General features: G+C 70.5%; 22 protein-coding genes and 2 pseudogenes. 11 read left to right on the top strand and 13 right to left on the bottom strand.

Annotated elements, in window-relative coordinates; all coding sequences use genetic code 11:
- Positions 1-923, bottom strand: a 923-nt coding sequence (locus tag ACWGJY_RS34720) for a cbb3-type cytochrome c oxidase subunit I (protein WP_453264871.1), incomplete at its 3' end; no start/stop codon positions are given.
- 127 nt (positions 924-1,050) lie between these two features.
- Between ACWGJY_RS34720 and ACWGJY_RS34725 the strand changes: the two are divergent.
- From ACWGJY_RS34725 to proP, 3 genes and pseudogenes are all read left to right on the top strand, one after another.
- Positions 1,051-1,548 (top strand): annotated as a pseudogene (locus ACWGJY_RS34725) (RNA polymerase sigma factor); the annotation flags it as partial.
- 193 nt (positions 1,549-1,741) lie between these two features.
- Positions 1,742-2,773 carry a CU044_5270 family protein gene (locus tag ACWGJY_RS34730; protein ID WP_453264872.1) on the top strand — a complete coding sequence of 344 codons (1,032 nt, stop codon included), beginning with the start codon at positions 1,742-1,744 and terminating at the stop codon, positions 2,771-2,773.
- Positions 2,774-3,566: 793 nt separating this feature from the next.
- Positions 3,567-4,937: a glycine betaine/L-proline transporter ProP gene (gene proP, locus ACWGJY_RS34735; RefSeq protein WP_453264891.1), complete on the top strand. Its 1,371-nt coding sequence runs from the start codon at positions 3,567-3,569 to the stop codon at positions 4,935-4,937.
- Positions 4,938-5,168: 231 nt separating this feature from the next.
- On the opposite strand, the gene ACWGJY_RS34740 is transcribed toward proP, so the two are convergent.
- Complete coding sequence (locus tag ACWGJY_RS34740) at positions 5,169-6,020, bottom strand: AraC family transcriptional regulator (RefSeq protein WP_453264873.1); 852 nt, start codon at positions 6,018-6,020, stop codon at positions 5,169-5,171.
- A gap of 67 nt (positions 6,021-6,087) precedes the next feature.
- Between ACWGJY_RS34740 and ACWGJY_RS34745 the strand changes: the two genes are divergently transcribed.
- Positions 6,088-6,579, top strand: a complete 492-nt coding sequence (locus ACWGJY_RS34745) for a DUF2000 family protein (RefSeq protein ID WP_453264874.1) — start codon at positions 6,088-6,090, stop codon at positions 6,577-6,579.
- Between the two features lie 593 nt (positions 6,580-7,172).
- On the opposite strand, the gene ACWGJY_RS34750 is transcribed toward ACWGJY_RS34745, so the two are convergent.
- Entirely contained in the window at positions 7,173-7,733 is a 561-nt protein-coding gene (locus ACWGJY_RS34750; protein ID WP_453264875.1) for a hypothetical protein, read from the bottom strand.
- A gap of 33 nt (positions 7,734-7,766) precedes the next feature.
- On the opposite strand from ACWGJY_RS34750, the gene ACWGJY_RS34755 reads away from it, so the two are divergent.
- From ACWGJY_RS34755 to ACWGJY_RS34765, 3 genes are all read left to right on the top strand, one after another.
- Entirely contained in the window at positions 7,767-8,093 is a 327-nt protein-coding gene (locus ACWGJY_RS34755) for a DUF4258 domain-containing protein (protein WP_453264876.1), read from the top strand.
- Positions 8,090-8,437: a hypothetical protein gene (locus ACWGJY_RS34760; protein WP_453264877.1), complete on the top strand. Its 348-nt coding sequence runs from the start codon at positions 8,090-8,092 to the stop codon at positions 8,435-8,437. Before ACWGJY_RS34755 ends, ACWGJY_RS34760 begins: the two co-directional genes overlap by 4 nt.
- Before the next feature lie 327 nt (positions 8,438-8,764).
- Positions 8,765-9,097 (top strand): antibiotic biosynthesis monooxygenase family protein, encoded by a 333-nt coding sequence (locus tag ACWGJY_RS34765; RefSeq protein ID WP_453264878.1) that lies wholly within the window; start codon positions 8,765-8,767, stop codon positions 9,095-9,097.
- A 267-nt stretch (positions 9,098-9,364) separates the two neighbouring features.
- Here ACWGJY_RS34765 and ACWGJY_RS34770 read toward each other — a convergent pair whose 3' ends face one another.
- Genes ACWGJY_RS34770 through ACWGJY_RS34800 form a run of 7 tightly spaced genes read right to left on the bottom strand, consistent with a single transcriptional unit; the run spans position 9,365 to position 17,133 of the window.
- A complete protein-coding gene (locus ACWGJY_RS34770) occupies positions 9,365-10,183 on the bottom strand; it encodes an ABC transporter ATP-binding protein (RefSeq protein WP_453264892.1) in 819 nt (272 codons plus the stop codon).
- A complete protein-coding gene (locus tag ACWGJY_RS34775) occupies positions 10,153-11,136 on the bottom strand; it encodes an ABC transporter ATP-binding protein (RefSeq protein ID WP_453264879.1) in 984 nt (327 codons plus the stop codon). The genes ACWGJY_RS34770 and ACWGJY_RS34775 overlap by 31 nt, the downstream gene beginning before the upstream one ends.
- The gene (locus ACWGJY_RS34780) at positions 11,137-11,997 is read right to left on the bottom strand and encodes an ABC transporter permease (protein ID WP_453264880.1); all 861 of its coding nucleotides are present in this window, start codon (positions 11,995-11,997) and stop codon (positions 11,137-11,139) included.
- Positions 11,994-12,950, bottom strand: a complete 957-nt coding sequence (locus ACWGJY_RS34785; protein WP_453264881.1) for an ABC transporter permease — start codon at positions 12,948-12,950, stop codon at positions 11,994-11,996. The genes ACWGJY_RS34780 and ACWGJY_RS34785 overlap by 4 nt, the downstream gene beginning before the upstream one ends.
- Positions 12,947-14,596 carry an ABC transporter substrate-binding protein gene (locus ACWGJY_RS34790; RefSeq protein WP_453264882.1) on the bottom strand — a complete coding sequence of 550 codons (1,650 nt, stop codon included), beginning with the start codon at positions 14,594-14,596 and terminating at the stop codon, positions 12,947-12,949. The genes ACWGJY_RS34785 and ACWGJY_RS34790 overlap by 4 nt, the downstream gene beginning before the upstream one ends.
- 13 nt (positions 14,597-14,609) lie before the next feature.
- On the bottom strand, positions 14,610-16,208 hold the full coding sequence (locus tag ACWGJY_RS34795) for an amidohydrolase (RefSeq protein ID WP_453264883.1): 1,599 nt from the start codon (positions 16,206-16,208) through the stop codon (positions 14,610-14,612).
- Positions 16,192-17,133, bottom strand: a complete 942-nt coding sequence (locus ACWGJY_RS34800) for a P1 family peptidase (protein ID WP_453264884.1) — start codon at positions 17,131-17,133, stop codon at positions 16,192-16,194. The genes ACWGJY_RS34795 and ACWGJY_RS34800 overlap by 17 nt, the downstream gene beginning before the upstream one ends.
- 328 nt (positions 17,134-17,461) lie before the next feature.
- On the opposite strand from ACWGJY_RS34800, the gene ACWGJY_RS34805 reads away from it, so the two are divergent.
- Positions 17,462-18,370, top strand: coding sequence for a response regulator transcription factor (locus ACWGJY_RS34805; RefSeq protein ID WP_453264885.1), 909 nt, complete (start codon positions 17,462-17,464; stop codon positions 18,368-18,370).
- 172 nt (positions 18,371-18,542) lie between these two features.
- On the opposite strand, the gene ACWGJY_RS34810 is transcribed toward ACWGJY_RS34805, so the two are convergent.
- Positions 18,543-19,154 (bottom strand): TetR/AcrR family transcriptional regulator C-terminal domain-containing protein, encoded by a 612-nt coding sequence (locus ACWGJY_RS34810; protein ID WP_453264886.1) that lies wholly within the window; start codon positions 19,152-19,154, stop codon positions 18,543-18,545.
- A 105-nt stretch (positions 19,155-19,259) separates the two neighbouring features.
- Here ACWGJY_RS34810 and ACWGJY_RS34815 point away from each other — a divergent pair, with 105 nt between their 5' ends.
- The gene (locus ACWGJY_RS34815) at positions 19,260-20,732 is read left to right on the top strand and encodes an FAD-dependent monooxygenase (protein ID WP_453264887.1); all 1,473 of its coding nucleotides are present in this window, start codon (positions 19,260-19,262) and stop codon (positions 20,730-20,732) included.
- 268 nt (positions 20,733-21,000) lie between these two features.
- On the opposite strand, the gene ACWGJY_RS34820 is transcribed toward ACWGJY_RS34815, so the two are convergent.
- On the bottom strand, positions 21,001-21,252 hold the full coding sequence (locus ACWGJY_RS34820; RefSeq protein ID WP_453264888.1) for a GNAT family N-acetyltransferase: 252 nt from the start codon (positions 21,250-21,252) through the stop codon (positions 21,001-21,003).
- Between the two features lie 150 nt (positions 21,253-21,402).
- Here ACWGJY_RS34820 and ACWGJY_RS34825 point away from each other — a divergent pair, with 150 nt between their 5' ends.
- Positions 21,403-21,918 carry a GNAT family N-acetyltransferase gene (locus tag ACWGJY_RS34825; RefSeq protein WP_453264889.1) on the top strand — a complete coding sequence of 172 codons (516 nt, stop codon included), beginning with the start codon at positions 21,403-21,405 and terminating at the stop codon, positions 21,916-21,918.
- A gap of 88 nt (positions 21,919-22,006) precedes the next feature.
- Here ACWGJY_RS34825 and ACWGJY_RS34830 read toward each other — a convergent pair whose 3' ends face one another.
- Positions 22,007-24,085, bottom strand: coding sequence for an MFS transporter (locus ACWGJY_RS34830; protein WP_453264890.1), 2,079 nt, complete (start codon positions 24,083-24,085; stop codon positions 22,007-22,009).
- Positions 24,086-24,369: 284 nt separating this feature from the next.
- Here ACWGJY_RS34830 and ACWGJY_RS34835 point away from each other — a divergent pair.
- Positions 24,370-24,762: pseudogene (locus ACWGJY_RS34835) on the top strand (hypothetical protein); the annotation flags it as partial.

Raw genomic sequence — 24,762 nt, forward strand, 5'->3', positions numbered from 1 at the left:
AGGAACGTCATGAACGAGAAGAACGGCAACAGCACGCCGCCCGTCACATACATGTGGTGCGCCCACACCGTGACCGACAGACCGGCAATCGACACCGTCGCCGCAATCAGACCGACGTAACCGAACATCGGCTTCCGGGAGAACACCGGAATGACCTCGGAAATGATGCCGAAGAACGGCAGCGCGATGATGTACACCTCTGGATGGCCGAAGAACCAGAAGAGATGCTGCCAGAGCAACGCCCCGCCATTTGCCGCATCGAAGACATGCGCCCCGAATTTACGGTCCGCCTCCAGGGCGAACAGCGCGGCGGCCAGCACCGGGAAGGCCAGCAGGACCAGCACGGCGGTCAGCAGCACATTCCAGACGAAGATCGGCATCCGGAACATCGTCATGCCGGGTGCCCGCATGCAGATGATCGTCGTGATGAAGTTGACCGACCCGAGGATCGTGCCGAAGCCGGAGAAGGCCAGACCCATGATCCACATATCGGCACCGATACCGGGGGAATGCACGGCGTCGGAGAGCGGCGCGTAGGCGAACCAGCCGAAGTCCGCGGCCCCTTGAGGCGTCAGAAATCCACCCACCGCGATCAGCGAACCGAAGAGGTAGAGCCAGTAGGCGAACATGTTCAGCCGGGGAAAGGCGACATCGGGCGCGCCGATCTGCAGCGGCATGATCCAGTTCGCGAATCCGGCGAACAGCGGCGTCGCGAACATCAGCAGCATGATCGTGCCGTGCATCGTGAACGCCTGGTTGAACTGCTCGTTCGACAGCAACTGGTGGCCGGGCCGGGCCAGTTCGGCGCGCATGAGCAGCGCCATCAGTCCGCCGACGCAGAAGAACGCGAACGCGGTGACCAGATACATCGTGCCGATGGTCTTGTGGTCGGTGGTCGTCAGCCACTTCACGGGAAACTTCATGCCCGGTAGGTGTCCGGAGCCGCCGCGGACATCACCGCCGGCGAGGATCCACGGGCCCCGGCGGCCGGTGGCAAGTCTCACCCCGGCAAGGTGTGAAGATCGGGGCCCTGCCGGACACCAAGGGTTCATGAGCACGGACGACGCCTTCGCCGAGGCCTATCGCGCGCACTACTGGGCGGTCAGCCGCTTTGTGGCGCGGCGGCTGGACGCGCAGGCAGACGAGGTCGAGGAAGTGGTGGCGGAGGTCTTCTCCATAGCCTGGAGACGCCGCGCCGAGCTCCCCGGTACGCCGCTGCCCTGGCTGTACGGGGTGGCCCGGAACTGTCTGGCCAATACGGTGCGGGGGCTGGGCCGCTACCGGCGGCTGCTGCACCGGCTCGGCAACCACGAGGCGGCACACCGGCGGGGGACGGTGGACAGTCCGGACGCCGAGCGCCCCGGCTCCTGGGTGCACGAGGCGCTGGCCCGGCTCTCCCCCGCCGACCAGGAAGTGCTGCGGCTGACGGCCTGGGAGGAACTGACCATCGAGGAGCTGGCGGTGACCCTCGGGTGCGGTCAGAGCGCGGCGGCCATGCGGCTGCACCGGGCACGCGGCCGGCTCCGTACGCAGATCGAGCGGATGCGGCAGAGGGGCGACGCCCGGCCCGATACGCCTCCGCCGGGGCTCGGCACACCTCCGCCGGGGCCCGATGTACCTCCGCCGGGGCCCGGTGCGCCCCCGGCATCGCCACCCCCGCGGCCGGCGCCGGCAGCACGCCCGGTGACCCCCCGCCCCCTCTCCCCTCACCCCGTACCGACCCGAGCGGGAGGCCGCCGCCATGACTGACGAACTGGAGCTGCTGCGGCAGGCCGACCCCGTCTCCGCCGACGAGGGCCCCTGGCGCGACCGCCCGCTGCCCGCGCGGGCCGAGGCCCGACTGCAGGCGATGACGTCCGGCCCGGCCCCCGGCAGCCGTCCACGTCCGGTACGCCGACGGCGCCTGGTGATGAGCCTCACCGCCGCTTCGCTGGCCGGGGCCGCCGCTCTGGCCCTCACCTTTTCCGGTGCCGGCAGCAGCCCGGCCGTCGCCGCTCCCGTCGCCCTCGCCCTGCATGCCGATGCGCCGTCCGTCTCGCTGGACCTCCTCGCGCGCAGGGCGGAAGCCAGGGCCCGGACGGCCGGGCCCGCGGACGGGCCGCGCCGCGGCAGCCATCTGCAGAGCTGGTACATGAGCATGGAGTCCGGCCCGGACGCCGCGCCGCCCGTCACCGTGCCCGAGGAGCGCATCACCAGCTGGAACGACGACGGCAGCGGCTCGGAGCTGGTCGTGGCCACCGACCCGCGGCACCCTGGCCGCCCGGTGATCCACGACAACGACGGCCATTGGCAGACCGTCAGCGACGGCAAGGTCCTGCACCGGAAGACCTATCCGGCGGGCTCGGAAGCCCAGCACAGCGGCCTCGCCGCCCGTACGAGGCCGTCGACGGACCCCGCGGCACTGCGCGAACAGCTGTCATGGCTGTACGGCGGGCCGGACGGCACCCGCACCACTCCGCGGCTCCTGTCGGCGCTCTCCTCGTTCCGCCAGGAGTGGACCCCGGGACCGCGGGAGACGGCCGCCGTCGTCCGGATGCTGGCCGATGCGGGCGGGCTGCGGCAGGCGGGCGTGGTCACCGACCGGCTGGGCCGGCGCGGGCAGGCGTATGTGTACGACGGCCCCGACGGCGCCACGAACTCCACCCGCCAGATGGTCATCCTCGATCCGCATACCGGCGAGCTCCTGGGCCTGGAGATCACCTTCACCAAGGACGAGCCGGAGTTCAAGATCAAGTCGGGGGAGGTGATGTCGTACGAGGCATGGATGCCGTAGGGCAGCCGGCCGGGGTCTGGCGGGCGGAGCGCCCCGGGCCCGCTGACGACCCGGCCGGCGAGCCCGGGGGCCGCCGGTCCGTCCCGGGTGGCGCGGCGGGCGGTCATGGCTGATCCTTGAGGGAACGCGACGATCCACATCGGCGCGGCGGTCAGGACTGTGCCGCCGCGCCGTTTTCGTGCCCGTTGCCTGTCGGCTTCCGCGCCCGCCTTCATGTGCGCCTTCATGTCCGTATTCGGCGCCCGTTTCGCCTCCGTTTCCGGGTCCGTGAACGGCGCTCCCGCAACCCGCCGCGGCGCTCCCCTCCCGGCCCTTCTTCCCGGCCCCTCCTCCCGCCCCTTCCTCCCGGCCCTTCCTCCCGGCCACCGGCCCGACTCTCCCGTGGCGCACTTCACAATCCCCCGACGGTTGCAGCAGATCATGGCGATATGGATCACAGACATAAGTGCCGCGGATTGTTTTGCGAAAGGGCGTTTCCCCTGCAAGGAGCGGGTATACGGCCACCTGCGCGGTCGTCCGCGCACCGTCCGTGATGATCCGGTCTGCCCCTATGGTCGACCTTTGCCCGTCGCTCCATGGCGGGTTGCGGCCCGCCACCCCATGGCGGGCGGATTCATGTTGTCGTCCAAAGAGAGCGCAGGCGAGCGAACACGTGCCGACGCAGTCCCCCGTCGCACCCGGGCCCCGTAACCCCGTCGGCAGCCGTGCCGACGCCACATCCGATCCGCAGGGGGAGCAGGCGGTGGATACAGCGCCACAGTCATCGGGCGAAGTGACCGTCGTCGATCCCGTGATGGTCAAGCGTGCCGTGTCGGCGGCCGCGCTCGGCAACGCGATGGAGTGGTTCGACTTCGGCGTGTACAGCTACATCGCGGTCACCCTCGGACACGTCTTCTTCCCGTCCGGGAACCCGACCGCGCAGTTGCTGTCGACGTTCGGAGCATTCGCGGCGGCCTTCCTGGTGCGCCCCATCGGCGGCATGGTCTTCGGGCCGCTCGGTGACCGGATCGGCCGGCAGAAGATCCTCGCGATCACCATGATCATGATGGCGGCGGGCACCTTCGCCATCGGCCTGATCCCGTCCTACGCCACCATCGGCGTCGGGGCGCCCATCCTGCTGCTCGTCGCCCGCCTGGTACAGGGCTTCTCCACCGGCGGCGAATACGGCGGCGCCTCCACCTTCATCGCCGAGTACGCGCCCGACAAGAAGCGCGGGTTCCTCGGCAGCTGGCTGGAGTTCGGCACCCTGGCCGGTTACGTCGGCGGCGCCGGCCTGGTCACGCTGATGACCGCGCTGCTGTCCACCGACGACCTGAACTCCTGGGGCTGGCGCATCCCGTTCCTGGTCGCCGGACCGATGGGCATCATCGGTCTCTACCTGCGGATGCGGCTCGAAGAGACCCCGGCCTTCGCCCAGCTGGAGAAGGAGGCGCGGACCAAGGAGAAGGAGCGCCGCCAGGCCGAGAAGCGGATCGGCATCCGCGAGATGATCTTCGGTCAGTGGCGGGCGATGCTGCTGTGCATCGGCCTGGTCCTGGTCTTCAACGTCACGGACTACATGCTGCTGTCGTACATGCCGAGCTACCTGACCTCGGAGCTGAAGTACGACGCGACGCACGGGCTGCTGGTCGTCCTGGCCGTGATGGTCCTGATGATGGGCGCCCAGCCGCTGGCCGGCCGGCTCACCGACCGCTTCGGCCGCCGCCCCGTCATCGCCGCGGGCTGCCTCGGCTTCCTGGTGCTGTCCGTGCCCGCCCTGCTGCTGATCCGGCAGGGGTCGCTGGTCGCCATCGCGCTGGGCATGGCCGCGCTCGGACTGCTGCTGGTCACCTTCACCTCGACGATGCCGTCCACGCTCCCCGCGCTGTTCCCGACCAAGGTGCGTTACGGCTCCCTGTCGATCGGCTTCAACATCTCCGTGTCGCTCTTCGGTGGTACGACGCCGCTGGTGGTCACCGCCCTGATCGGCGCGACCGGCAACAAGATGATGCCCGCCTACTACATGATGGCGGCGGCCGTGATCGGCGGCATCGCCGTCCTGCTGATGTCGGAGAGCGCCCGCAAGCCGCTGCCCGGCTCCCCGCCGGCAGTCGAGACCGAGGCGGAGGCGCGCGAGGTCCGCAGTGCGGCCCGCCGTCAGGCCATGGCCGACTCCGCGGCCTGACGGACACCGCTGCACCGCTCCCCCACCCCGGGCATACGAGGGCCCGGCCGGACACTTCCGGCCGGGCTCTCGGCGTTCTTCCGGGCGGCGTCGTGAGCCGCCGCCGGGCGTGAGACAACCAGCCGTATCACCGCGCCGTCCGAGTCACTGTGTCTCCCCCGCCCCCATGTGTCTCCCCCCGGCCGCCTGCGTCCGCGCCGGCTGCCGCGCGCCCGGGTGCCGGCCGCCGCCTCACGCCGCCGCGCCGGCCCGGCGGAACTCACCCGGGGTGACGCCGAAGCAACGCACGAACCAGCGGTGGAAGTGGGCCTGGTCGGCGAAGCCGGCCTCGGTGGCCGCCTCGGCCGTGGGGCGCCCGTCGACGAGCAGGGCGCGGGCGCGGCGCAACCGCAGCAGCCGCTGGAAGTCGCTGGGCGCCATGCCGTACTCGTCCCGGAACGCCCGGTAGAGGGCAAAGCGGCTGCACCCCGCGGTATCGGCGAGATCCTGGGCGGTCAGCGGCTGGTCGTACGCCGTCATGAGCAGATCGCGCACCCGCCGGGCCGCCCCGGCCTGTGCGCCCACGGGCAGTTCGCGCGGTCCGGCACACGCGACGCCACGGGACGCATTGCGCCGCACCATGGCTTCGACGGCCGCGGTGAGCCGCTCCTCCCGTACCAGGGGGTCCGCACCGCCGACCAGCGCCGGATGCAGTCTGCGCAGCGCACGGGCCAGCACCGGGTCGTCGACCACCGGGCGGTCGAACAGCGGCATCGCGCCCCGGCCGTCGGTCACATCGTCGAGCACGGCACGTACGACGTCCGGGCCGATGTGCATGATGCGGTAGGTGAAGCCGAGTTCGACGGCGGACCGGCCGTCGTGCGGGTCGTCCGGGTTGAACGCCATCACCATGCCGGCGGCGCTGGTGTGCCCCGCGCCGCGGCAGGTGAAGCGCTGGGCTCCGGTCTCCGTCACGGCGAACGAATAGGCGTCGTGGCTGTGCAGGTGGAAGACATGACGGACGAAGTGCGCGTGCATCGCCTCCAGGGGCCGGTCCGGATCACGCCAGTAGCGCGCCCAGTCCCCGTCCTGCTGCCTGCTCATCTGCACAGTCTGCCGCGCCGCACCAGCGTTCAAGACGGCGGTCCGAATGCCGGACGAGACTCACCGTATGACGAATGCACCAACCACCACCGCCTCCCCCGCCGTTGCACCGACCACCGCCGCTTCCCCCGCCACGGCACCGGCCGCACCGCGCTACGCCACCAAGATCGCCTTGATCGTCCGGGACGACCTCGCCGTCTGGCAGAAGCTGAACGTCACCGCTTTTCTCGCCAGCGGCATCGCGCACGCCTCCGGCGACATCATGGGCAAGCCCTACGAGGACGCCTCCGGGCACGACTATCTGGCGCTGTTGCGGGAGCCGGTGCTGTGCTACGCCGCCGACGCCGGGGCGCTGACCCGTACGCATGCCCGCGCGCTCAGCCGTGCCGTACCGACCGCGCTGTACACCGCCGACATGTTCACAACGGGGAACGACGACGACAACCGGGCGGCAGTACGGTCGGTGGCCGCCGAAGACCTGGACCTGGTGGGACTCGCCGTCCACGGGCCGCGCGGCATCATCGACAAAATCACCAAGGGACTGAAGCTCCACGGCTGAGCGGCCGCACCTTCCGAGCATCCATGGCGGGGCTACGGATCAACGAGGAGCCTCTGGCGCTCTCGCGTCTGAGGCTCCTCGTCCGGCGGCGGTGTTGGCAGCGTTCATCGCCGTCCTGGCGGCGGGCCTGCCGGCAGGGTGGGACGCCGCCCCGACGCCGGCCTGCATCACACAGGGACCAGCCGCCTCCGGCGCAGCCCTCACCTTGGTGAGGGTGCTCGCAAGTCTCGACGCCCTGCGTCGAAGCGCCGCATGGCGAGCGCTCAAGAGACCCACATCACCACTCGGTTGAGTTGAATCAATCACCGGCCCACGAGACATCATCACACCCTTCACCAGCCCTCTGCGTTGGTTGAACAGCACACAACACCGGCGACTTCTGGCCACGACTTGGCTACATCTGATGGCACGTAGCCTGCGCAATCACGGCGAAGCCGACTAAAAGGACTGAAGAGTGAAGCGCCTAAATTTCACAGAGAATCCGCCGCCTTGGCAAAAGCGACAGAGAAGCTGAAGCACTCACTCGATGCGCTCGGAGAGCCCTGGGGGGACGACGAACAAGGAAAGAAGTTCGGGCAGGCCTACAGCCCGCATCACAGCGAAATCGAGCGTGCCGCACACGCGTTGGTGAAGGGGCTGGAAAGCATCACCAAGGCCATGAGGGACATGGCTGACAACGAGACCACGGATCGCTCCAACGCCTCGGGCTTTGAGCACCGGCCGGCGTTGCTGTCTCCACCACGGTGGCTGAGATCGCAGGCACCGTCCTGACCACCGCAGCGGTCGGCGGCGTTGAGGCCATCACCGTAGACGTGGTCGTGGCCCAGGGCGGGCGGAACCTCCTCGGCGACCAGCACGGTATAAACCTCGCTGAAGTCAAGGACGCCGGCACCTCCGGCATGCTCCTCGGCGGTGCTTTCGGCGCAGCAGGGCGCGGCGCCAAAGCCCTCGCTGACGCGGGTGGCATCAAGAATGTCCTCGGCAGGATGCACCTGGACGGCCTGGACGGACCGCGCCTGGCCATGGCTGGCGAAGGGCCCGTCGGTCCAACCGGTCGCCCCTTGATGCGCAATGCTGAGGGAGGCGGTGGTGGAGCCTCGCGTGAAGCAGAACAGCCCAGTCCCGGTGACGCGCCACGTGATCACACTGCTCAATACGCAGTAGGTCGTCGGGGCAAGCAGGACGACATGAGCATTCGCTCGCCTGATGCCGACGACAAGCTTGTCAACCGGAGCAACAGGGAGGTCAAAGTAGCCTTTCCTGACGGCGCGAAAGCCAAGAACGCCCCGGCCACTATCCATGGACGCCCGTATACGGGCCATGCCTTGGACCGGATGCAGCAGCGCGGGTACATGCCGTCCGTGGTGGAAGATGCAGTCAGAAACGGCGAGGCCGTCCCCGGGAAGATCCCCAATACGACGGCACACTACAATCATGCAGAAAACATGACCGTTGTCACGAATACGGAGACAGGGCGTGTAGTGACAGTTTCCGGAGGGATCATCAAGCAATGAACAGTGAGACGGAGTGGTGGGCAAATCAGCGCCACCTGGTGGAGGGCAGCCTGGCAGATTTCGATCGTCAGCAGATGCCGCTCAACACTCTTGCTGACGACCTGATGTCCTTCTCAGATTCGTTTGCCGAACGCGGGGAAGGGTCCATGAAGGAGTTCGCCTCGCAATTGCAGATGCCCGCTGCAGAGTGGCTGGAGGAGTTCCGGTCCGCAGCCTTCGGGGTGGAAGTTATCTACTCGGTCGCTGTCGACCAGAACTGGGATACTCTCCCTTCCGAGCAGGTCACGTCCCTCAATGGTGAACTTGATCGGCTGGAGGAGCTCACCTCCCGACTGCCGATGTAATGACATTCCGTCTTTGCGCCCCGCGCCGCCACGGGTGGCCTGCGCGGCAGCTACGGAGGGCTCCGTTGTTCGGAGCCCTCCGTCGTCTTGCTATCTGAATTTCCACGCTTTTGCGTCTACTCGTCGGCTTTCCCCTATGCCCTCGCGGTTTTCGGCAGGCAACCGGCCACGATCGCTGACCTGGTAGCCGTTCTCTCCCAGGTCCTGATTGCGGCGGAGTCATCACCAATACGTGCGGCCTTTCGGTGCTTACGAGCCCCGCCGCCTTCCGGGCCGTCTTCACACCTCGCTCGTTGCCGCCGGCCGCCCGTGCGGCAAGATGGAGCCATGAGCGTAGTCAAGATCAACGTACTGACTGTCCCTGCCGAACAGCGGGAAACCCTGGAGAAGCGCTTCGCCTCCCGCGCCGGCACCGTGGACTCCTCCGACGGCTTCGAGTGGTTCGAACTCCTTCGCCCCGTGGAGGGCACCGACCAGTACCTCGTCTACACCCGGTGGCGGGACGAGGAGTCGTTCCAGGCCTGGATGGAGGGCCCGATGAAGGCGGCGCACCAGCAGGGCGGCGGCGCCGAGGGCGGCGAGCGGCCCAAGCCCGCCGCGTCCGGTTCCACCCTGTGGTCCTTCGAAGTCGTGCAGCAGGCCGGGCCGAAGAACGCCTAGCTAGGACCGATACCACTTGCTCAGCTGGCCTTTGGCGGCCTGCGATGAGGGCATCGCCGCAGGTCAGGGGCTTGGAGTGCGCCGTAAGTAAGTGGTATTGCGCCTAGCTGGGGCGGGGTCGGGCCGCGCTTCAGGTCGGCCACCGGCAACTTGATGTGGTGAATGCCGGAGGGCACGGGGGGCGCGGGAGGCGCGGCGGGGTCCATGGCGTTACTCCTGAGGCTGTGCGGTGACGACTTCCGCGCGGGTGCGCCGGCCGGCGAGGCGCTACCGTCGCCCGGACAGCCCCCGGCGTGCGCTCGCGATCGCCGCGGGATCCCAGCCGGCCCTGGGTACCGAGTCGCGCAGCAGCCGGGTGTAGGGATGGTGCGGCTGTGCCAGGACGCTCTCGGTGGACCCGCTCTCGACAGCGGTGCCGTGATGCAGCACCAGCACGTCGTCGGTCACGTACCGTACGACCGCCAGATCGTGGCTGATGAACAGGTAGCCGATGCCGGTGTCGCGGCGGATGTCACAGAGGAGGTTGAGGATCTGGGCCTGGACGGACACGTCGAGGGCGGCGACCGCCTCGTCCAGGATCAGGACGCGTGGACGGCAGGCCAGGGCGCGGGCGATGGCCACGCGCTGGCGTTGGCCGCCGGAGAGCCGGCGGGGCAGCGAGCCGGCCTCCCGGGACCCCAGGCCGACCTGGTCCAGCAGTTCGGCGATGCGCCGCTCCGACTCGGCCCGGCCCGGCCGGAAGTGCAGCCGGAGCACCTCGGCCAGGCAGTCGTGGACCGTGATGCGCGGGTCGAGCGAGAGGTAGGGGTCCTGGAAGACCATCTGGATCTGGCGGGCCCGCGCGAGCCGCGCGCTGTGCCGGGGAGCGTCGTCGATCAGCACCTCCCCCGCGTCCGGGGTCTCCAGCCCCACCAGCATGCGGGCGACCGTGGTCTTGCCCGAACCCGATTCGCCGACGATGCCGAGCGATCCGGCCGCCTCCAGGGTGAAGGAGACGTCGTCCACCGCGTGCACCGGGCCGAAGCTCTTGCGCAGGCCGTCCACTTTGAGCAGGGTCACCGGGAAACCTCCTGTGCGCGCAGGCAGGCCACTTCGGCGCCGCCGTACGGGGTCAGCGGGATGCGGCCCTGTTGGCAGTCGGGTGTGACCAGTTCGCAGCGGGGTGCGAAGGGGCAGCCCGCTACGGCCTGGTCGAGGCCGAGGGGCCGGCCGCGGATCGCGTCGAGGCGGACGGGCGGGCCGTCCAGATGGGGGCGGGAGCCGAGCAGCGCCGCGGTGTAGGGATGGCGGGGAGCGGTGAACAGGCCGCCGGTGGACTGGGTCTCCATGACCTGGCCTGCATACATGACGTAGACCCGGTCGCAGATCGCTCCGGCGAGGTCGAGGTCGTGGGTGACGAAGAGCATGCCCATGCCGCGCTCGCGGCGGAGCCGGGTGAGGATGGCGATGACCTCGGCCTGGGTGGACACGTCCAGGGCGGTGGTCGGCTCGTCGGCGAGCAGCAGGCGCGGGTCGGCGGCCAGCGCCGCGGCGAGCATGACGCGTTGCAGCATGCCGCCGGAGAATTCGTGCGGCCAGCGCCGCAGAGCCCGGCCCGGATCGGTGATGCCCACCGATTCCAGCAGCTCCGCGGCCCGGGACTCGGCTTCGGTACGGGTCAGACCGCCGTTGGTCCGCATCGCCTCGGTCAGGAAGTCACCGACGCGGCGCAGGGGGTTGATCGACGAGCGCGGGTCCTGGAAGACCATCGCCGCCGTGGCGCCGCGCATCCGTCGTAGCGCGGCCCTGTCCATGGTGTACGCGCGGGTGGAGTCGAACACGGTCTGGTCTGCGACGCGGATCGTGCCGGTGGTGGCCGCGCCGCCGGGAAACAGGCCGAGCGCGGCTCGGCTGGTCACCGACTTGCCCGACCCGGACTCGCCGACCAGGCCGACCGTCTCGCCTTCCTCGACCGTGACCGAGACCCGGTCGAGGATGGGCCGCGCGGCCTGCCGGGACGGCAGGTTGATCGTCAGGTCCTCGATGCTGAGGAGAGTCATCTATCGCTCCCTGCGGGTGACTCGGCCGGCGATGCCCTCGCCGACGATGTTGAACGTCACCACGGCCACCACCACGGCGAGGCCGGGCACGAGTGCCGACAACGGGGCGCCCATCAAGATGGCCTGCTGCGCCTGGTTGAGCTCGTTGCCCCAGTCCGCGCCGGGCGGCTGCACTCCGAAGCCCAGGTACGACAGCGTGGCGAGGTCGATCAGCGCGTAGCCGAAGTTCAGCGAGCACTGGGCGAAGACCACCCCCGAGATGTTCGGCAGCACGTGCCGCAGCGAGATCGTCCAGCCGGAGAAGCCCTGGACGCGGTAGGCGGAGACGTACGGTTTGCCCTGCTCGGCCAAGGCAGCGGCGCGGACCAGACGGGCGATGTAGGGCGTGTAGGCGAAGCCCATCGCGATCACCGGGCCGGTCAGTCCGGGGCCGACCACGGCCACCACGACGATCGAGACGAGCAGCGCGGGAAAGGCGAAGACCAGGTCGAGCAGGCGCGCGATGGCGGCGTCGACCAGGCCGCCCTGCCATGCCGAGACCAGACCCAGCACCACGCCGAGGGCCGTGGACATGATGACCACGACGAACGGGGCGAACAGACTCGGCCGGGTGCCGTGGATCAGCCGGGAGAGCGTGTCCCGGCCGGCGAAGTCGGTACCGAGCGGGTGGGTGACGGTGGGCGGCGACATCGACGCGTTCAGGTTGGCGTAGTCGGGGTCGTGCGGCGCGAGCCAGGGGGCCAGCAGACCGACGAGGACCAGCAGACCGAGGACGACGACCGCCGTCCAGAACACCGGGCCGAAGCCCGTCGCACGCAGCCGCCCGAGCAGTGAGCGGCGGCTCAAAGTGACGGTGCTCATGCCTTCCTCCCCGCGCCGCCGCCGAGCCGGACCCTCGGGTCGAGCGCCGACCCGATCACGTCCACCAGCGTGTTGGCCACCACGAAGACGGCCACCACCAGCAGGCAGACCGCCTGGACGACGGGGAAGTCCTTGGTCGTCACCGACTGGATGAGCAGCGAGCCGATCCCGGACAGACCGAAGACGACCTCGACGACCGAGGTGAGCACGACCAGGCCGGCGGCCAGCAGGCCGGTCATGGTGACCACGGGCGGCAGCGCGTTGCGCAGCACATGCCGGCGGATCACCCGGCTCTCGGCCAGGCCGCGCGAGCGGGCGACCTCGACGTGCTCGCGCCGGACCTCCTCCAGCACGGTGGATCTGGTGATCCTGGACAGCAGGCCCACGCACGACATTCCCAGCGCGACGGCGGGCAGCGTGAGGTGCCAGAGCCGGTCCCAGAAGCCGTTGCCGTCGCCGAACACCGGGAACCAGCCGAGCGTCACCGAGAACAGGCCGATCAGGACGATGCCGGCGACGAAGGCGGGCACCGCGGTGGCGACGGTCGTGATCACCATCAGGACGGTGTCGACGACACCGCCGCGCAGGGCACCGACCAGGCCGAGCAGCCCGCCGACCGCCACGCTGAGCACCACGGTGCAGCCGACGAGGGAAAACGTCACGGGGAGCCGGGCGGCCAGCAGCGAGGAGACCTCCTGCCGGTGTTGCACCGAGCGGCCGAAGTCGCCGTGCAGGACGTCGACGAGCCAGTGGCCGTACTGCACCAGGAACGGGTCGCCCAGGTGGTACTGGGCACGGATGGCCGCCATGGCCTGCGGGGAGACCGAGCGGCCCTTGGTCAGGAACGACGCCGGGTCTCCCGGAGCCAGGTGGACCAGGCTGAACACCACGAAGGAGGTGACCAGGAGGGTGAGCGCGAGCCCGCCCAGCCTGGTCAGGAGGAATCTCGTCACCGGGCCGATCCGATCTGTGCGCCCCACGGGTAATAGAGGTAGGCGTTGGTGGCGGGCGCGCCAGTGACGCGCTTGCCGAGGAAGAGCGAGTTGGGGGTCTGCAGCAGCGGGATCCAGAGCAGGTCCTTGCTCACGGTCTGCTGGGCGCGTACGGCGATCGCGGCGCGCTTGGCCGGGTCGCTCTCGCCCACCCCCTGCTCGATCAGCTTGTCGTACGCGGCGTTCTTGTAGCCGGCGTAGTTCGAGAAGCTGTCGCTCCGCCAGTTCAGGTACACCTGCAGCGGGTCGGCGATGTCGGCATACCAGCTGGTGGTGAACAGGTCGATGCCCTCGCGTGCCTTGGGATCGCCGAACAGCGCGCTGTAGGCGTCCGGCGCGACGGTCTTGATCTGCACGTCGAGGCCGACGCGCTTGCCTGCGGCCTGGACCTCCGTGCCGATCAGGGCATTGATGGGGTCCGCGCTGTTGGCCGCGACGACGATCGGCCGGGACGGCGGGCCGGCCTCCTGGACCAGCTTTCTGGCCTCGGCGAGGTTCTGGTCCACCACGGGCAGCGCGTCATAGGCCGACCGGTAGACGGACCTGGCCGGCTCCTGCCCCCAGCTGAAGGTGGATGCGACCGCCTTGGACGGCACGCCGTGTCCGGCGAACGCGGCCTTCCGCAGCGCCTTCCTGTCGATCGCCAGCGAGAGTGCCTGGCGGATCCGCCGGTCGGCCAGCGCGCCCTTGAGGTCGGAGACGGCCAGGCTGAGCGTGGAGGTCGTCGGGCCGTAGTAGACCGTGCCGCTGTGCGAGGCGAGCAGCTTGGGCAGGCTGGTGGCCCGGATGTCGTAGGAGCCGTCGATCTCGCCGGACACCAGCGCGTTGACCGCGGTCGAGGGATCGCCGAGGAAGGAGAAGTCCAGGGTCTTGGCCTTGGCCGCGTGGGCGGTGTCCCAGTAGCCGTCGAACCGGGTGAGAGTGATCGACTGCCCCTTGGTCCACTCGGCGAGCTTGAACGGGCCGGTGCAGTCGAGGCCGCCGTCCGGGGTGCCGAACCTGGCGCCCTGTTTCTCGATGTACGCCTTGCTCGCGACGACTCCGGGCGGGGCCGCCATCAGCTGGTTGAACAGTGCGTCGGGCCTGGTCAGCCGGACCGTCACCTGGTGGGCGCCGGTCGCCTCGACCGAGTGGACGTTGCGGAAGGAGGTCGCCCAGTAGGAGCCCAGCTTGGCGTCCATGTGCCGGCGCAAACTGTAGGCGACGTCCTCGGGAGTCATCGTGGTGCCGTCGTGGAACTTCACGCCCTGTCTGATCGTGTAGACCCAGGTCTTCGGGTCCGGGTGGCCGACCTTCTCGGCGAGGTTCGGGTGGACGGAGAAGTCCGGGCCGAGGCGCAGCAGGCTCTCGCAGACGTTGGCGATGACGGTGTTGGGCGGGTAGTCGTAACCGTAGATCCAGTCCAGCGAGTTCGGCTCGGTGCCCAGGTTCCACCGCACCTCGTCGAGGGGTCCCTTGGCAGCGGGAGTGTCGACGACCTGTTTGATGTTCTTGCCGGTGGCGGCGCCGAACTCGGCGCCCGGCTGGGAACAGGCGGCGGCCGTCACCAGCACGAGTCCCACTGCCGCATACCGGGTGTTTCTCGCCATACGTATGCTACGCGTCATGCCGGAACTCCTGTCAGGAGGGGAGAGGCCACACCTGGCGGCCACCGAGCCAGGTGGACGTGACGGGTACGGCGGACAGCTGGTCGGCGGGGACGCGGAGCGGGTCGTCGGCCAGGACGGTGAAGTCGGCCAGGAAACCCGGGGCGATGTGGCCCTTGTCGCGTTGCTCTCCGCAGGCCAGGGCCGCGCCCGTAGTGTAGAGCCGCAGCGCCTGAGCCGCGGTGATGCGCTGCTCGCCGCCCAGGACGTCGCCGCGTGCGGTCGTCCTGGTGACGCAGGACTGCAGGGCGAGCAGCGGCTCGTAGGGGCCGCACGGGTAGTCCGAGGACCCTGCCACCGGGATGCCGGCGTCGAGCAGGGAGCGGTGGGCGAACATCCGCGACAGCCGGTCGCCGTAGTAGCCGGGCAGTTTGTCGCCGTGGAAGGCCACGTAGCTGCCGAACGGGACCGCGATCAGGCCCAGGGCGCGCATCCGGGTGAGGATCGCGTCGTCGATCAGTGAGCAGTGCTCGATCCGGTGCCCTGCGACCGGGCGGCCCGACGCCCGCTCCACCCGCTCGAACACGTCGAGCAGCAGACGGATCGCCCGGTCCCCGTTGGCGTGCACGGCGAGCCGGCAGCCGGCCTCGTGCACCTCCGTGAGGATGCCCTCCAACTCGCGCTCGCCGAGCACCTGTTGGCCGTGGCCACCGCCGTCCTCGTACGGCTGCTCCAGCAGACAGGTACCGCCGCCCACCGCACCGTCCAAGAACACCTTGACGCCCACGAAGCGCAGGGTCGGATCGCCGAATCCGGTGCGCAGGCCGAGGTCGCGCTGGGCGGCGAAGAAGTCGTGGTTGACCAGCATGCCCACCCGCGCGGTGAGCAGTCCGCGGTCGTGGGCCTCCTGGAGGAGCCGCAGTCCCCGGGGGCCGACGTCGGCGTCGCAGACGGAGGTGAGTCCGGCGGCGTTCAGCCTGGTGAGGAACGCGGTGAGTGCGGTGAGCCGGTCGGCGAGGTCCGGCTCCGGCACCAGAGCGCCGCCCACCGCGAACGGCACCATCGCCCGCTCGTACAGCAGGCCGTTCAGCCGGCCGTCCCCGTCGCGCCCGTACGTGCCGCCGGCCGGTGGCACCGAGTCGTCGGTCAGCCCGGCGAGTTCGAGCGCCCGGGTGTTGGCGAGCGCCCAGTGGCCGGCGATGTGCATGACCAGGACGGGCCGCGAGGGACATATGCGGTCCAGGTCGTCGCGGTCCAGGACGCGCCCGCCGGTGGACTTGCCGTGGTCGTAGCGGGTGGCCAGCACCCATGAACCGGCGCCCGTCGCGTCCGCCCGGAGGCGCAGCGCCGCCGCCACCTCTTGCGGGGTTCCGCATCCGGACAGGTCGACCTGGAAGGACTCGTCGGCGATCGCGGTGGGGTGGATGTGCGCATCGTGCAGGCCGGGTACGACCACCGCGTCGCGCAGGTCGACGGGCTCGGCGCCGGGGTGCTTCGCGCGCAGGTCCGGCCAGTCTCCGACGGCCAGGATCCGGTCGCCGGTGACGACGAACGCGTCGGCCCCGGCCTCGGCAGGGGTGTGGACACGGCGGGCCCGGACGAGCGTGTAGGGCAGGTCAGGCACGGCGGTCACCGGCCGGGTCCAGGTCCCGCACCGCGGGCACGCCGTGCAGCCCGGTGGCCTGTCGTACGGCGTCGCGGATCGCCTCGGCGGTGACCGCGGCGGCGACGCCCTCCAGCGCCAGCATGTTCTTGACCTCGACCTCGCCGGTGGCCACGGCGAACGCGGTGTCACCGTCCAGGCCCGTCGCACACGGGCTGACCGCGTGTGCGATGCCACCGTGACCGGCATGCGCCAGCCGCCAGACCTCGCGCTTGGTCAGCTTGGCGTCGGTCGCGACCACGACCAGCGTGGTGGCCTCGCCCCACTCCTGCTCCGGCTGCTCGTCGGTGGCGAACGCCTCGGTGACACGGAAGAACCGGCCGTCGCGGCGCAGGCCCGCCAGCACCTGACCGTCCTCCCCGATCACATCGCCGATCGGGTTGACCACGGCCCAAGCGGCGACGGTCGCACCCTGCGCGGTACGGCGCGCGGCCCGCCCGAAGCCACCCTTCGTCGCCCCGCCCGGCCCGTCGATGGAACCCGCGGTGACGCCCGTGCCCGCCCCGACGGTGCCCACTTCCTCCTCACCGGCCGCCACGGCACCCTCGTACGCCAGGTGGGCCGCTTGCAGTTCGGGCCAGTCGATCCGCCCGACCTTCAGGTCGAACACCACGGCGGACAGCACGCCGGGCACCGTGGCCCCCTGCTGTCGCCCGGCCAGCGCGTTTTGCAGATGCGACGCGGCGGTCAGCCCGTAACAGCTGCCACCCGTCAAAACGATGGCGTCGGCCGCATCGGCACAGCCGTACTGGTCGTAGATGGCCAGGTTGAGCGTCCCGGGATTCTGCCCCCGGGGCGCCGCCGCCACCGTCGCCTGCTCCGGAACCACGAAGACCGTCAACCCGGTTCCCGCGTCCCGGTCGGTCCAGTGGCCGATGCTCAGTCCCTTGATCAACCTTCGCCCCTCTCGATGACTGACGTGGAGCGGACGTTAGGGACAACCCAGGTGGCGGCGCCATCGTCCGGCTTACGTATATGCGGTCGCAGAAGCCGGCTATCCGGCCTCTGCGGCTCTTAACGGGGCGGATACGGCTCGCTCACAGGGCGGACACGGCCCGTCGGCAGGGCCGCCGCACCCTGTTACCCTCCCGCAACCGCACTGGGGAGAGCCGATGGACTCGTGGGCCGATACGCGCCGCATGGGCGCCCGCCGCATGGACGTATTCGCCGAAGTCGGCTTCCGGGCTGCCCGAGCTCACGGGGCGACAGCCGGAATCGATGCCATGACCGCCCTCCGGGAGATCGTCCCGGCCGAGGCGTACGAACTGGTCGTCTACGACTCGGCCGCGAACCTCCATCACAGCCTGACCTTCGACGGCTACGAGCCTGAGAACCCCCAGGTGGGTGCCGTGGAGTTCGCCCGGACCGAGACATTCCGGCAGATCATGGCGCTCCGTGGCCCGGCCCGGCTGGACGAACCGGACAGCGACTTCTCCCGGACCCGCTACTTCCAGGACTACCTCGGCCCCTACGGCTGGCGGGCCGGCCTCACCGCACCGCTGTTCCTGCGAGACGGCCGCTACACCGGCCTGCTCCACCTCAGCGCCCGCGATCCCGAGGCCTTCGACGAGGAGACCAGTGAGGTGATCCGGGCGGTGTCGCCCGTACTCGCCCACATCACCGACGTACTCCGCCAACCCGATCCGCTCGGCCTGCCCCAGGGGTGCAGCGCCCTGGCGTTCGAGGCCGCCGGGCCACACCGCCCGCTGACGGGCCGGCCGCACTCCGAGGCGATCGCGGCCGAACCCCGGATGGCCGACCTGGCCCGCGAGTTTCTCTCCTCGGGCGAGTCCCACCGCAGAAGGCTGTGGCAGGACCCCACCGGCTGCTGGCGTGACCTGCACCTGGTCCGCTCGGCCCGGCCGGTCGACGGCGTGCCCGACTGCGCCGTACTGGCGGAGCAGCCCTGCCGCATCCCCTACGGACTCACCCCGCGCGAGATCGACGTACTGACCCGGATCGCCCACGGCGACTCCAACCCGGAGATCGCAGCCCGGCTGGTGCTCAGCGTCCGCACCGTCACCACCCACATCGCGCACATCTTCGACAAGCTCGGCTGCGACAGCCGCGTCCGGGCCACGGCGATCGCCCTGCGGGAGGGGCTGGTCCAGGTGGAAATCAGCGGCAAGTGAGGAACGCCGGGCCGAGACACCGCGCCGCCCTTACCCGGTCACCCGTCACCCCGTCACCCGTCACCCCGTCACCCCGTCACCCGGTCACCCGGTCACCCGGTCAGTCATTCTGGAATGACCTCGTAGTCGCATCCCTCACATCTGGCTCTGCACATGCTCGACCGGACAAGTCCTAGCCGGCGGGCTCCTCGGCCCGGGGAAGGCCGGCGATGATCAGTTCGAGGGCGAATTCGAAGCGCTGGTCGAAGTTGTCCGGGCCGACGTGGGGCAGGACGGCGGCCAGGGCCGGGTAGGTGTCGGCCGGGACCTGTTCCGGCAGGAGTGCCGGTGCGCTCTCCTGGGCGGCCTGCTGTTCCTGGGTGAGGCCCAGGGTCAGGTAGAAGATCGACCAGTGGGTCCACGCGGCCGTGCGCGGCGGGTGGCCGGCCGCCAGCAGGGTGGCGATCACGGTGTCGGAGTAGCGCAGCGTGCGGGGCTCGGCGGCGAAGACGCCCGCGACCATTCTGGCGGCGTCGCGGTGGGAGAGGAGCGCCGCGCGACAGCGGCGGCTCAGTTCCTTGAACCGGTCGGGGAACGCCTCGGGCAGCGGCTCGTCGAGACAGTGTGCGAGGAGTTCGTCGGAGGCTAGTTCGAGTAGGCGGCTTTTGCTGGAGGCGTGCCAGCGGACGGTGTTGTGCTGCACGCCGAGCCGGGCCGCGACGGCGCGCATGGTCACCCCGTCCAGCCCGTGCTCGTCGAGGACCGCCAGCGTGGCGGCGACGATCTCGCCCTGTGTCGTACCCATCCGATGTGCCTTCCCGGTCGGCTTCCGCACCCCTGTTGTCCAATGGACAATTCTAGGGCATGCTCACTCTTGTCCAACGGACAAGAGTGAAAGGGAGTGGTTGTCATGCTCGACGTGCTCATCGCCGGGGCCGGCCCGGTGGGGCTCTGGCTCGCCGCGGAGTTGCGCCTGCAGGGGGTGGAGGTGGCCGTCGTGGAACGCCGGGCGGCATCGGACGGACGGTCGCGCGCGGTCGGCATGCAGGCCGGCACGCTGGACACCTTCGCCGCCCGCGGCCTCGCGCAGCGGTTCATCGAACGCGGCACCCCGGTGCCGACCGGCCACTTCGGGGCGGCGACCACCCGGCTGGACTTCTCCACCGTCGGGGCGGTCCACCCCTTCATGCTGGCGCTCGGTCAGTCCGTCACCGAGCAACTCCTCGAGGAGCACGCGGTCACCGTGGGCGCCCGGGTGCTGCGCGGGGAGGAGGTCGTCTCGCTCACCCAGGGGCGGGACGCCGTCGAGGTGGTGATCCGGGCCGGCGGCACCCACCGGACGGTGCGGGCCCGCTGGGTGGTGGGCTGCGACGGCACCCGCAGCGCGGTACGGCAGGCGGCCGGCATCGACTTCCCCGGCCAGGACACCACGCTGACCGGGTGGCTCGCCGACGTAGAACTCGACGATCCGCCCACCGCACCGCTCGCCGCCACCGGGCCGGCCGGTTCGTTCCTGGCGGCCCCGATCGGCGACGGCGTCCACCGGCTGGCGGGGCTCTCCACGGCCACCATGCACCGCGGGACCGGCGAACCGCTGACCCTGGAGGAGGTGCGCGAGCAAACCCGCACGCTGCTGGGACGGGACCTCGGCATCCGCAACCCCCGGTGGCTGTCGCGCTACGGCAACGCCACCCGCCAGGCCGCGCGGTACCGGGCCGGACGGGTGCTGGTGGCCGGGGACGCGGCGCACATGTTCTTCCCGGCCGGTGGGCAGGGCATGAACGTCGGCATCCAGGACGCCACCAACCTGGGCTGGAAACTGGCCGCCACCCTCCAGGGCCGGGCGCCCGACGGACTACTCGACAGCTACGACACGGAGCGCCGGCCGGCCGGCCGCGCCGTCATCGACAACACCCGCGCGCAGCTGGCCCTGTTCGCCGCGGCGAGCCCGGAGCAGATCGCCCTGCGCGAGGTCTGGTCCGCCGCGCTCGCCGAACCGCAGACCAACCGCCTGTGGGCCCGCCGGATCGCCGGCTTCGACGACCCGCTCCCCGCCGGCACCACACCCGGCGCGCACCCGCTGAACGGCACCCGACTGGCCGGCCTCGCCCTGGACACGGCCGACGCGCCCACTGCCCACCCGTTGATGCACCACGGCCGACCACTGCTGCTGGACCTCGGCGGGACGCGGACACCGTGCCTGACGGATGGCCTGGAGCAGCGGGCAGCAACCGTCAACACCGAGGCGGCGCACGCGATCTGGCGGGATGTCACCGCCGTCCTGATCCGGCCGGACGCCCGGATCGCCTGGGCCGGCACCGACACCGACCCGCAGCGCCGGGCCGCGGACTGCCTCACCACCCTGCGCACCCTGTGCCGCTGAACGCCGCTCGGTGAGCCCACCCGCCGGCTCCGCTCGGCGGCCCTCTCTCACGGATCAGGCCGGATCGCCGCGCGGCGCCCCCAGCCTCAGTCGGGAGCACCCCCATCCACGAGGAGTTCTTCCCTTCGGGCGAGACCGCCGGCCGGGCAGCCGAGCTTGGCTGTGAGGCCGGCGGCTTCGGTCTCCAACAGCCGCCGGAACGCGCAGAGTTCCCGCGTCCCCTTCAGGGCCACAGGCAGGATGCGGTAACCCGAGCGCGGCACCGGTCTCACGGGCGAGGGCGGGGAAGAATTGTTGCGCCTGGGGCGACTGGTGAGTGGTGAGTGGTGAGTGGTGAGTGGTGAGTGGTGCTCCAGCGGTAGTCCTTGGCGCCGTGCATCGCACGCTGGACCATACGTCGTCCCAGGCCCTGGCGCTGCCAGTGGTCGGCGACGGAGATCTTCGCGATGTGGCCGTGGCGGCATGGTGAGCAGATGTTCCAGGAGAGCAGGGCGGCATCCCAGCCGGTTCGGTCGCACACGCGCAGGATCTGCAGGTCGACGGCTTGAGGTTTCCCCTTTCCGTACTCCTGGTTGAACTGGTCAGGTTTCCGTACTCCGGCTCCGCTGCTCCCGGCCGCGTCATGAAAACCCGTTGCGGTGTGCGCCGGCCCGGTCGTGACAATGACGGCATGAGTGATGCCGCCACCCTCCGCCTTCCCTGGACCGTAGCCGTGGAGCCGGTCGGCTCGCCGAAGGCCGTGGCGCTGTTGCGGGAGTACTACACCGAGGTCGCCGACCGCTACTACACGCTGCACGAGGACCGCAGGTCGACGCCGGAGGAGATCGACGAAGGGGTGGCGGAGTACCCCAGCGCCGATCTGACGCCGCCGAACGGCGTGCTATTGGTGGCGCGCCACGGCGGGATGGTGGCGGGCTGCGCCGGGGTGCGGCTGCTGGACGCACGGACCGCGGAGCTCAAGCAGATGTTCGTACGGGCCGCCCGGCGCGGGCAGGGCGGTGCGGGTGTGCTGCTCATGGCCGCCGAGCGGGCCGCGGCGCAGCTGGGTGCGGAGCGGATGAGGCTGGACACCCGGCTGGACCTGGTGGAGGCCGTCGCGCTCTACCGGCGGCACGGCTTCGCGGAGATCGACCCGTACCACGAGGACCCTTACGCGGAGATCTTCTTCGAGAAGCGGCTGAAGTGACCGGAGCCGGTGAAGAGGCCGCGCCGGCCCGTCCCCCTCAGCCGTCAGCTGCCCCTGCACCATCAGCTGCCCCTGCGCCGTCGCGTGCTCACTTCGCCAGGTCCGGCGGCTGCGGTGTGCGCGGAGAGGTGCGCGACAGCGGTCGGCGGGCGTCGTCGTTGTGCGGCTCCTCCGCGTCCGAGCCGCACAGCTCCTCGGTCAGCTCCCGGACGAGCGCGGTGAGGTCGGTGGGCCGGTCCCTGGTCCACCAGTCGCCCAGCATCTCCGCGAGCGACTGCTGACGGGCCGCCGAGAGCCGGTCGGCGGTCTCCCGTCCGCGGTCGGTGAGCCGCAGCAACAGCCCGTCGCGGGTGGCGAGTCCGCGTTCCTCGATCTGGCGGACGCTCTCGGAGATCACGCCGAGCGGCACGGTGCTGCGCTCGGCGAGCAGCGCCGGTGCCACCGCGCCCTGGCGGTGGATGCGCAGGATCAGCCAGCCGGCGGCCGGTTTGAGGTCCAGTCCGGCCCGTGCAGTGATCTTCTCGTAGATGCGCTTACGGCCCTCCCTGCCACCGAGTTTGGACAGCGCGCGGGCGCATTCCTCGCGTGAGGACCGTTCGACGGGGTTGGAGGAGAGCACCTCGCTGGTGTCGGGGGCGGTGACGCTGCTGCGCAGCGGCTCCTCCTTCAGGAACCAGGCGAGGACGAACGCGACCAGGACCACCGGGACGGCGTAGAGGAAGACATCGGTGATCGAGACGGCGTAGGCGTTGAGGACCGCGGCCGCTTGTCCGGCCGGCAGCCGGGCGACGGTCCGCGGATCCTCCGCGAGCGTGGACGGGGCGATACCCGGTGGCAGTTGCGCGCCGGCGAGGGCGTCGGCGATCCGCGGCCGGAGGTGGTTGGCGAAGATCGTGCCGAAGATGGACACGCCGAACGAGCCGCCGATGGAGCGGAAGAACGTGGCGCCGGAGGTGGCGACGCCCAGGTCCTGGTAGGCGACGGCGTTCTGCACGATGAGCACCAGCACCTGCATGACCAGGCCGAGTCCGAAGCCGAAGACGAAGAAGCAGGCGCTCATCCCGACGACGCCGGAGGACGGTTCGAGCCGGTGCAGAAGCAGCAGGCCGAGCGCCGTGACGCCGGTGCCGGCGATCGGGAAGACCTTGTAGTGGCCGGTGCGGCTGACGATCTGCCCGGAGCCGGTGGAGGCCAGCAGCATGCCGACCACCATCGGCAGCATGTGCACACCGGACACGGTCGGTGAAACACCCTGCACGACCTGCAGGAACGTCGGCAGATACGTCATCGATCCGAACATCGCGAAGCCGATGACGAAGCCGATGACGGCGGTGAGCGTGAAGGTGCGGCTCCGGAACAGACGCAGCGGCAGGACGGGTTCGGCGGCCCGCCGCTCGATGACGAGGAACGCGCCCAGCAGCAACACGCCGAGTACGCCGCACCCCACGATCTGCCAGGAACCCCAGGGGTAGGTGACGCCGCCGAGCGAGGTCATCAGGACGAAGCAGGCGGCGACCGCGGCGATCACGGCGGTGCCCAGGTAGTCGATCCGGTGCGGGGTGCGGCGGCGCGGGATGTGCAGCACGGCGGCGATGACGGCGAGCGCGACGATACCTATGGGGATGTTGATGTAGAACACCCAGCGCCAGCTGAGGTGGTCCACGAACAGCCCGCCGAGCAGCGGTCCGAGGACGCTCGCACCGCCGAAGACGGCGCCGAACAGGCCCTGGTACCTCCCGCGTTCGCGGGGCGGCACGATATCGCCGACGATCGCCATCGACAGCACGATCAGACCGCCGCCGCCCAGCCCCTGGAGGGCCCGGAAGGCGATCAGCTGCCCGATGTTCTGGGCGATGCCGCACAGCACCGAGCCGATCAGGAAGATCACGATGGCGGTCTGGAACAGCTTCTTGCGGCCGTACTGGTCACCGAGCTTGCCCCACAGGGGCGTCGCGGCCGTCGCGGCCAGCAGATAGGCGGTGACCACCCAGGAGAGGTGGTCGAGGCCGCCCAGCTCGCTGACGATCGTCGGCAGCGCGGTGGCAACGATGGTCTGGTCGAGGGCCGCGATGAGCAGGCCGAGCAACAGTGCGCCGATCGCGACGAGGACCGTCCGGTGGGAGCGGTCCTCGCCGGGGACGGCAGGAGCGCTGGTGTCCTGTGTCATGAGCGTCTCCCTCCGTTCCGCCGGGCCGCCCATTCCGTTGTGGACGCCGGTCCGTCCACTCCGTTGCGGACGCCGGTCTGTCCACTCCGTTGTGGACCGCCCTCGGGCTTCTTCCATCCTGGGCGGTTCGTGCGGATACGGCCCGCCGGGTGGCCTTCGGCATCCAGGGCCGTTCGGGGGACACCCGGGGTATATGGCACGGATGTCTTCGAGCGCCTGCGCGAACGGGCACGGCCTCTGGATAATCGCTGCCGGTTTTGATGCCTCCAGGGAGGGGACCGCTCGTGACGGCACCGATATGCCCGCACTGCTTTGCTCCCGTACGCGGCGACGGCCGGCCGGTCTGTCTGTGCGCGGCGCTCGACGCGGACGACTTTGACCCGCTGCGCGTTCGGCCGTACGTGTCACTGCCCGACGGGGACGACGACGGCGGCGCGGGAGACGACGCCGGCGACGGCGCGGGAGAGAGCGACGGCGGGCCGGGCGGCACTCTCGCGAGCCGCGGGGACCGGCTGGAGGACTTACCGGGGGTGGGCGCGGCGGCGCACCGGACCGGCGGCCCGCCGCCCGGCGGCAGTCGGGCCGCCGGTCCGCCCCTCCCACCCGGTCCGCCGGCCGCAGCGGTCGCTGCGGCCCCCGTCTCCGCCGCCACCAACCCCGACCCCCCCGCGGTGGCT

This window comes from Streptomyces sp. NPDC054765 (assembly GCF_053612065.1).